Source organism: Caballeronia sp. (assembly GCF_049581465.1).
Classification (GTDB): domain Bacteria; phylum Pseudomonadota; class Gammaproteobacteria; order Burkholderiales; family Burkholderiaceae; genus Caballeronia.
In genome coordinates this window covers 1-8,587 of the sequence record NZ_JBAUSA010001171.1, presented here as the reverse complement: position 1 = coordinate 8,587, position 8,587 = coordinate 1, and the positions used below count along the sequence as shown (strand labels likewise).

The window sequence follows — 8,587 nt, the reverse complement described above, 5'->3', positions numbered from 1 at the left end:
TCGCCAAACAGATTGTTGAAACTACGGTTCTCCGAAAAGAGAACAACGATGGTCTTCACATGGTCGTGCAACGCCTGGTCGAGATCGGGGCTCGCCGAATTCCCGGTCCGGCCGCCCGCGAGCTTGTCGGGCGCCGCACACCCGCCGAGCCCCCCGCCCACAGCAACCGCGGCAAGCCCGCCAAGGAAGGTGCGCCGGCTCGTATTCAGCGTGGGTTGCCGGGGTTGCTCGTCTTGAGTTGCGTCAGGCTGCTTCGTGTGTGAAACGGGTGGTTGCTTCTTCATGTCATTTCCTTTTCCACAGAGAGGTTCACTTGCTGCATTCGTCGGCCGCGCGACGTCCCCCGCGGCGAGTAATGGCTCTCGATGGTATCGCGTGCCGCAATTTATTTCGATGACAGGTTCATGACGAACTGCCATCCGTGTGTGGAGTGGCTTTAAGGGAAGGTCAGCTAACTACGCGACCGCGCGCTTGCGGCGCGACTGCTTGCCGGCGCCGCAAGCATGCCCATGCCTTACTTGATTTCGATGTGCCGGACGAAGGGAGACTCCGATGATCCGGTCTTCGGCAGGCGCAGGGTCAGGACGCCCTGGTCGAATTTCGCATCGACACGCTCAACGTCGACGTCCTCGGGGAGCGGGATCGTACGCATGAATGCCCCGTACGCGCGTTCCAGCCGGAAACAGCCGTTTTCCTCGCTGCGGATGTCCTGCTTCTTCTGACCGCGGAGCACCAGTGCGCCCCCTTCGATCGATGTCTGCACGTCCGTGCGATCCATCCCGGGCAGCTCGGCTGTGATGCGCAACGCTTCGCCATCGTCGACGACATCGATGCGGGGCTGGAACCGTGACGGACTGAAGTCTCCGAACCACCGCTCAGGCGTGCCGACGTTTGCGAACGGATCGTGGAAAAACTCGCCCATCACGCGCCACGGATCACCGGAAAACAGGCGTGAGACATCCGGCCATTCCGGGGGCCAAAGCCTGAACGGCGATGCGCCAGACGTTTCGTTCGCATCCGGCCCGTCGTCGGTCTTGCCGGTCTTTCGCGCGAACTTGAACGCGTTCCATTTTTTCAGATCAGGGTTCATCGCGGCCTCCTTTTCGACACAGCAGATCCTTGGCTCGAAGCAAGCGCTCGACCCTTGTTTTAAGTATCGAAATATAGATAAAACTCCCACGGATGCGGACGAAGTTTGATCGGGTCGATCTCGCGTTTGCGCTTGTACTCGATCCATGTCTGGATGACGTCGTCGGTGAATACATCGCCTTTGCGCAAGAACGCGTTATCGGCTTCGAGCGCCGCGAGCGCGGCCTCCAGCGACCCCGGCACCTGCCGTATATTCATCGCTTCTTCGGGCGGCAGGTCGTAGATGTTGCGGTCGAGCGGATCGCCCGGATCGGTCTTGTTCTCGATGCCGTCGAGGCCGGCCATGAGCATGGCCGCGAAAGCAAGGTAAGCATTGGCCGATGGATCGGGACACCGGAACTCGACGCGCCGCGCATTAGGTGAATCCGAATACATCGGGATGCGCGCCGCGGCCGAACGGTTGCGCTGCGACATCGCCAGATTCACAGGCGCCTCGTACCCCGGCACCAGGCGCTTGTACGAATTCGTCGTCGGCGCGCAGAAGGCCATCAGCGCGGGCGCGTGCTGCAGCAATCCGCCGATGTACCAGCGGCAGGTCTCGGACGTCAGTGCCCAGCCATGCACGTCGTAAAAGAGATTGTGGTCGTCGTTCCACAAGCTCTGGTGACAATGCATGCCGCTCGCATTGTCGGCAAACAGCGGCTTCGGCATGAAGGTCGCAACCTTGCCATGCCGGCGCGCGACGTTCTTGCAGATGTACTTATAGATCATGACGTTGTCGGCCATGCGCGTCAGTGTCGCGAAACGCATGTCGATCTCGTTCTGACCGGCGGTCGCCACCTCGTGGTGATGCACCTCGACCTGCACGCCCGCCTGCAACAGCGTCAACGCGATCTCCGAGCGGATCTCCTGGAGCGTGTCATGCGGCGGCACCGGGAAATAGCCCTCCTTGTAGCGCGGCTTGTAGCCAAGATTACCGCCGCCGTACGCGCCTTCGTCGCGACCGCTGTTCCAGTCGCCCTCGGCTGATTCAACGTAGTAGTAGCCGCAATGCTGGTCCTGTCCGAAGCGAATTGAGTCGAAGACAAAGAACTCAAGCTCGGGACCGAAATAACAGGTCGTCGCAACGCCCGTCTGGCGCAGATAGTCCTCCGCTTTTTTTGCGACGTAGCGCGGATCGCGGGAATACGGCTGGTGTAGCACTGGATCGACCACGTCGCAGATGATCGACAGTGTCGGTGTGCCGAAAACCGGATCGACGAACGCAGTCGACGGATCCGGTCTCAACAGCATGTCGGACTCGTGGATCTCCTGAAAGCCCCGGATCGACGAGCCGTCAAAACCAATCCCGGCGCTGAACAGGTCTGCGTGAACTTCAGGAAGCGTGATCGAGAAGTGCTGCCAGAGTCCGGGCAAATCGGTGAACTTCAGATCGACGATCTGGATATTGTGTTTCTGTATCAGGTCGATCACATCGCTCGCGCCTGCAGGTCGCGCGACGCGGTAGCTACCCGCTTCGACGGACACCTCGAAAGGCGATCCGGAGACATCTTGAGTTTTTTGAGTTCCTTGAGTACTGGCGGCCATGGATGATTCCTCCTCCGGCCCGGGCCTAACGTCCAACATTAATTAGTTCGCGCGGCGACCCACGCGAGGCAGGTCCCAGGGGATGCTAGCGGTCATCCGCCAGCGCGGCCAGATGGGCGTCGCCCGCGTCTTTAGCCGCGGCGCGTGTTGCATACGTCACGTCCGACACGAGCGCACGTTTCACCTCCCTGGCCCCAAAGTCGACCAGCGTGATTACCCAGACATATTCACCGGCCTGCTCGACCGCTTGCACAAAAGCGCGCACATCGCCCTTGTCGTCTGCTTTCATCGTGACCTCCTCAGGAAAAGACCGCGTAAGAAGAACGGTTCGTGTGCGCGCTCTACGCTAGCCTGCCGACAATCGCGCCGAATTCGCTCTTGGTGAAAGCACGCAGCGTCTGCGTGCGGACATTGCCAGCGGAACCGAGCGCCAGGCCGAGTGCGGTAAAGCTTTGCTCGTCCGGTGCGTCGACGATTGCGACAATGTCGTAGTGACCCAAAGTCCAGTAGATCTCTCGCATGTCACAGCCAAAGCCCTTGGCTATTTCCGCGACCTGCTCGGCCCGTTGCGGGCTGTTTTTAATGGTGCGAATCCCTTGATCCGTAAATTGTGCGAGAACCACGTAAGTCGCCATGACGATTCTCCTTACGATTAAAACGTGTCGAGACCCGGACGCGCTAGCGATCCACGAGCGCCACTCCATTTGCGTGGTCGAAACCGTTTTACGCGTAACTTGATTCTAGACAATGCAATCGCGCACATCCGAGCGTTTTGCGGCCATTCTGGCTGGCGGCACACGTGGATCCCCTCGGGCCGTAAGCGTGGCCTCGCGAGTTCTCAATAGATGGCCACCGCTGGAAAAAGTGCCGCCCTAACGCGCAAAAATTGTCACCAACGACCCGAGATATAACGCTAGGACAAAGCATGCGCCCGTTGCGACAAAAGTCCCGGTCGCTTTCGAAAAGGAGATCAGATTGTTTTTCATCATAGGACCTATAAAGTTAGAGAACACAAAAGTGGATGCACGCATTAAGCGTCGCCTTATCGCTCAGGGGCGTGAAGCGTAACCCCTTCGATGAACTGCATCGTAGCGATCGAGAATGAGCCCAGAATGAGGTGCACCCTTGGTCCCCGGGATCACGACATCAGGCTTTCTTCGCTCGTGGCCGCCGCCACCGCGTAGAGCTCACCGGCTGCTTCCCATTCACGGAACTGCCGGATATCCGCATGGATCTGTTCCCGGTTTTCGTGCACGAGGTACACCACGCCGCCGCAAAAAAGCGAGTCAGACGTTCGCCACACGCGCGCCCCTTTTCCGAGGGCACGGTAGTGGGCATGAAACGAAGGCAACATCGTCAGTTTCGACAGTCCGTTGGTGCCACGGACTTCGCCTGCCATGCTGAATACGAAGAACACCTTTGCAAGCTGTCGTTTGAACGCGTAGCCGCGGCTGCCGTTCGCGCTGTCGTTTTCGTCGACGCCCATAGTCAGGACATCTGCGTAGCGGCTTGCCTGTGTTCGCAACCCCGCTGCGCGATACGAATTTTGGTCCATCGCGCCGCCCATCAGACACGCGCCCGTTTCAATCAGGGCTGGTCCCTGCCGCGTCATCCTGAGTTCGCTGTGCGCCGCGCCGCTTTCAAAACCTAGCGCGGAGAGTGCTTCGAGCGTGTAGTCGAATAGCACCCGGCTCAGGGCAAGCGATGGATCGAGAAGCGTCATCGATTCGGCCGCGATGGACCCGCCCGGTACCGCCCGATAGGCGACGTGCCATGCGTCGGTCACGCAGTGCCTGCCGCCGCGACTGACTGTGTTCACGATAAACTGCGGTCCCGCAAGATAGGACTGGATCACGAGGCGGTCGTTGAAGCAGCCGAGAAGATTTTCCCGATAAAGCGCCTGGGCGAATGCGTGGTCTATGTCAGCATGATCGTGGCAGATGACAACGCCGTCCGAGTTAGCGCTCAGCATCGGCTTGACGACGACCGGCCACGTTCCGTGCAGCGTAGCCCACAGGTGCGCCTCGTGTGGCGAACCGACCGATGCCTGATCGGCAACGTGCAGGCCGTGTGCCCGAACCGCCTTGATCATGTCGAACTTGTTGCGCCGGGCGCTGATGGTCTCGATGCGATTCGTCGGCAGCCCTAAATCCTGGGCGACAAACTCTGCAAATGTGACACCCCATTCAGAGCCAGCCACTACGGCGTCGGGTTGTACAACCGCCAGCGCCGCCGCTGCTTCGCTGACAGGCCCCAGGTAGCCGAGGTCTTTGTCATAGGCGCCTGCATCGAAGCACTTTGCCACTAGCGAGGGGATCTCTACCGTGGACCGAAGATGCAGGCACGTCACGCCTCTGCTGGACAGTTCACGCACGAGTTCTCGGCCCGTCGAGTAGCCATCTACGATCACCACACATTGATTGGAATGGGTCTTCATCTGGATTGTCTCTTCGATAGTTGATGATGCGGATTCAGGAAGTGGGCGAATTGTCCGCCGACATGTCGGTCGTCTTTCTGCGCCTCGCGATATCGACACGCCGCTTTGCACACTTCAACGTAGCGTCTGCGGCGCATTCCGACACGCGGTTAATCAGCGCGAACAAATTGCGATCGCGCCCCTGCACGAGTGTGGCCGTCGCGCCGCCTACGCTCACCTTGAGCACGCAGCGCTTGTCGTAACCGCCGCGCGGTCCGTTGACGTCTTCGAAATGAACTGACACGTGCGTGACCCGCCGCCTGACGCGAAGGAATGTCTCCTCGATACGCAGGCGTACATGCTCGCGAAAGTTCTCCATCTTGGTGCCGTAAAGATGAAGGCCAGATGTCTGGATGCTGATTTCCACAAGAACCTCCTGGTTAGATGTGTGGGCTTCCAGGAGTCAATCTAAAGCGCAGTCGTCGGCTCGACTATTCGAATTTTCTTATCCGTTTGTTCGGTTCGCACGAAACGGCGCCCAGGACCGTCACCCTTTCATGCCCCTCTTTGGGTCCTCATTTTCGGATAATTTTCTTTCTCTACGATGCACTCATCGACGAGCCCAGCTTCTGCCAACAGTGCCCGTCGAGGTGGCGGCGGCGTCCATTCAGGACCGCCTCATCACACTCACGATTTACCGGAGAACATCATGTTTTCTTACCTCCTTGAAAAACTGGGTAGCTCGTTTGATAGGGCGGAACAGCGCCGTCGTACTGACTATCTTGCATCGTCCTCAGACCTCGCTGAACTCGAGCGGCGTATGCGCTCGCTGGAGAAGAACGGCTATCCCAACTAGATCACACCAGGTAGGAGCGGAGCCCTTGCGGGCGCCGCTACCGACGAGTCCACGTGCATATCAACCGGATGACCTTCAAAACCGTATGAACTTCAAACATCTCTATTATTTCTGGATGATCGCCCGGACAGGGGGCGTCATTCGCGCAGGACAGCGCTTGCACGTGACGCCGCAAACATTGAGCGGCCAGATCAAGCTGCTGGAAGAACGACTGGGATGCCAGTTGCTCGAGCGAAACGGGAGGAACGTTCAGTTGACCGACGCAGGACGGGTCGCGGCTGGATACGCCGAAGAGATATTCCTGCTGGGTTCGCAGCTCGAAGGTGCGCTCAAGCAACGAGCAGGAACGCATGCGACAGCCGTCTTCAAGGTGGGTATCGCTGACTCGATCCCGAAGTCCATCGCCTATCGCTTTCTTGAACCGGCTATTACCGATGGCGCGGCAATCCGGATTGTCTGCCGCGAGGGCGGCCTTCCGGCACTGCTTGCCGACCTGGCCATTCACCGGCTCGATCTGGTCTTGTCCGACGCTCCATTGCCGGCCGACGCAACCATGCAAGCCGTCAGTCACTCGCTCGGCCGATCCAGCCTCGCGATTTTCGGCGCAGCCTGCTTGTACGCAAACCGCAAGACATCGTTTCCCGAATGCCTCGACGGCATGCCCATGCTCATGCCGGCTAACGGCAGCGCGCTAAGACGCAAGCTCGACGACTGGATAAGCCGGACAGGGGTTCGCCCGCGCATTGTCGGGGAATTCGACGACTGGGCGTTGATGATGGCATTCGGTCGCGAGGGTAAAGGCGTTTTCGCCGCTCCGGCCATGCTTGAGACGCGATTGCTGCAAGAACAGGCCGTTCGGCCCATAGGACACATCGCGGACGTTTTTGAAGAGTTCTACGCTATATCGATCGAGAGACAGAGCAGCCATCCGTCTGTCAATCGCATCGCCGATGCCGCCCGGGCCGAGCAATTCGAATGTTCAGGACAACCTGTGAATTGACGGCCTGTTGTATCGGCATCGGCTCCCCTGCCCGCCCGCATCCAGGTCAATGCAGCAAGCCGAACACCGCCACGCCATTCGTCGCGCCGACGTACACCTTGCCCGCCGCGATCATTGGCGTGATGAACTTGTTGCCCGCGCCGAACTGGTCCCGCGGGCCGGCCTGATTGCTGTTGTACAACTCGTGCGCGAGATTGGCGGCATCGTAGGCGTGAAGCGCGCCGACCGTGCCGTTTTCCGCCGCCCACACGATGGCGTTGCTCGTTCCGTTGGCCGAGATGGCCGGTGTCGCGCCGGGATACGGAAACGCGGTCGGGCTGTGCGACGACGCCGTGGTGGCGAGCAGGGCGTTGGTGAGAGGCAGCGCCTTGAGCGTATCGGTCTGGCCGCCGTAGTAGACGACACCATTGAAATACGCCGGCGAACCCCAGATACCGCCGGCCAGCGCGCCGGTCACCTCCTGCCAGATGTTGTTGGTCACCGGATTGAACTTGCCCATGTTGTCGCGATCGACCACATAGATATTGTTGTCCTTGCCCGCTCCGACAGCCAGATGCTTGACCATGCCGGACGACGTGGTCTGGTCAGGCAGCAGCATAGCTCCGCCGGAGCCGAAATCGTTATCCGCCGCGGCTTGGGCCACGACGTCGAACATGGCAAAGTAGTCGGTTGCGACCGGCGTCGGGGTGGCCGAGAGCTTGATGAAGGCGTCGCCCAAATCGCCGTCGGCTGGAAACCCCTGGGCGTTGAGCGTCGTGTCGAACGTACCGTTGCCGTCGATAAAATAGATCGATGTTCCGTCCGACGCCATGCCCGATCCGGCCATCCAGATCGATCCCTGGCTACCGTTCGGGGTGACAGGGAGCACGCCGGTTTGCTTTAACGTCTCTGCGCTGTAGGTCATCAGCCAGCCGACGTAGGGTCCGGACATGCAGTGCGCGGTCCAGCCCATGTAGATGTTGCCGTTGACCAGCGTCAGCGCGGCGCGCACGGTGTGCAGGGCGGGCGTGAACGTAAGGAGGCCATTGGCGCCTTCCGCGCCGTTGCCCGGATAGGTTGCGGCGATTTCGGTCGGTCCGCCGAACAGTTCGGCTCCTGTCGCAAGATCGATCGCGTGCAACCGGTGATGGACGTTCCCGCCGGCATCCTTCGTCATGGCCACAGCGTACAGCACGCCATTCGGGCCGCGCGAGCGGTCGATGACCGGCGTCGACGTGATACCGATCTCCGGCGTGAGGTCCGTGCAGCCGGGGTCGGCGCTAGAAGTTTCGCCCGGACCCGCCAGCGATTTTTGCCACAATGCCGCACCGCTGTCTGCGTCGTACGCGTAGACGCTGTCGTGCTCCGTGACAACATAGACGACGTTATGCACGGCCGTGCCCATCGTCAGATTCGTCACGAAGAGCGGCTGCCCGTCGACCTTGCCGTCGGCTGGCAGGACGCGCAGCTTGCCAAACGTGGTCGAGTTGACATTGGCCAGCGTGAGCGTCGTTTCCGCGAGCATCTGACCTGTTCGTGCCAGGTCGTTGTGGTGCATTAGCACGTCGGTCGCGTAGGCCCGCACAACAGGCGGTGTCGAGCCCGTAGTCGTTCCACCCGGCGTGGACGGGGTCGTGCCCGGTGTAGTGGTCGTCCCGGG

Annotated in this window: 10 protein-coding genes; 2 read left to right on the top strand and 8 right to left on the bottom strand. The window is 60.2% G+C overall.

What is annotated here, in order from left to right; genetic code table 11:
- The 7 genes from WCA53_RS28695 to WCA53_RS28665 form a co-directional block, all read right to left on the bottom strand.
- The coding region (locus WCA53_RS28695; RefSeq protein WP_423919023.1) for a twin-arginine translocation signal domain-containing protein at positions 1–284 on the bottom strand (284 nt) is incomplete at its 3' end.
- A 230-nt stretch (positions 285–514) separates the two neighbouring features.
- A complete protein-coding gene (locus WCA53_RS28690) occupies positions 515–1,090 on the bottom strand; it encodes an Hsp20/alpha crystallin family protein (RefSeq protein WP_423919018.1) in 576 nt (191 codons plus the stop codon).
- Between the two features lie 59 nt (positions 1,091–1,149).
- Complete coding sequence (gene glnA / locus WCA53_RS28685) at positions 1,150–2,676, bottom strand: type I glutamate--ammonia ligase (protein ID WP_423919013.1); 1,527 nt, start codon at positions 2,674–2,676, stop codon at positions 1,150–1,152.
- 85 nt (positions 2,677–2,761) lie between these two features.
- Positions 2,762–2,965 (bottom strand): hypothetical protein, encoded by a 204-nt coding sequence (locus WCA53_RS28680; RefSeq protein ID WP_423919010.1) that lies wholly within the window; start codon positions 2,963–2,965, stop codon positions 2,762–2,764.
- Positions 2,966–3,017: 52 nt separating this feature from the next.
- Complete coding sequence (locus tag WCA53_RS28675; protein ID WP_423919007.1) at positions 3,018–3,311, bottom strand: GYD domain-containing protein; 294 nt, start codon at positions 3,309–3,311, stop codon at positions 3,018–3,020.
- A gap of 503 nt (positions 3,312–3,814) precedes the next feature.
- On the bottom strand, positions 3,815–5,113 hold the full coding sequence (locus tag WCA53_RS28670) for a hypothetical protein (protein ID WP_423919004.1): 1,299 nt from the start codon (positions 5,111–5,113) through the stop codon (positions 3,815–3,817).
- A gap of 34 nt (positions 5,114–5,147) precedes the next feature.
- Positions 5,148–5,519 carry a hypothetical protein gene (locus tag WCA53_RS28665; protein WP_423919001.1) on the bottom strand — a complete coding sequence of 124 codons (372 nt, stop codon included), beginning with the start codon at positions 5,517–5,519 and terminating at the stop codon, positions 5,148–5,150.
- 282 nt (positions 5,520–5,801) lie between these two features.
- Here WCA53_RS28665 and WCA53_RS28660 point away from each other — a divergent pair, with 282 nt between their 5' ends.
- Both WCA53_RS28660 and nhaR read left to right on the top strand, forming a co-directional pair.
- Positions 5,802–5,948 (top strand): DUF3563 family protein, encoded by a 147-nt coding sequence (locus WCA53_RS28660; protein ID WP_423918996.1) that lies wholly within the window; start codon positions 5,802–5,804, stop codon positions 5,946–5,948.
- 85 nt (positions 5,949–6,033) lie between these two features.
- Positions 6,034–6,948 (top strand): transcriptional activator NhaR, encoded by a 915-nt coding sequence (gene nhaR, locus WCA53_RS28655; protein WP_423918992.1) that lies wholly within the window; start codon positions 6,034–6,036, stop codon positions 6,946–6,948.
- 46 nt (positions 6,949–6,994) lie between these two features.
- On the opposite strand, the gene WCA53_RS28650 is transcribed toward nhaR, so the two are convergent.
- The coding region (locus WCA53_RS28650) for a pyrrolo-quinoline quinone (RefSeq protein ID WP_423918989.1) at positions 6,995–8,587 on the bottom strand (1,593 nt) is incomplete at its 5' end.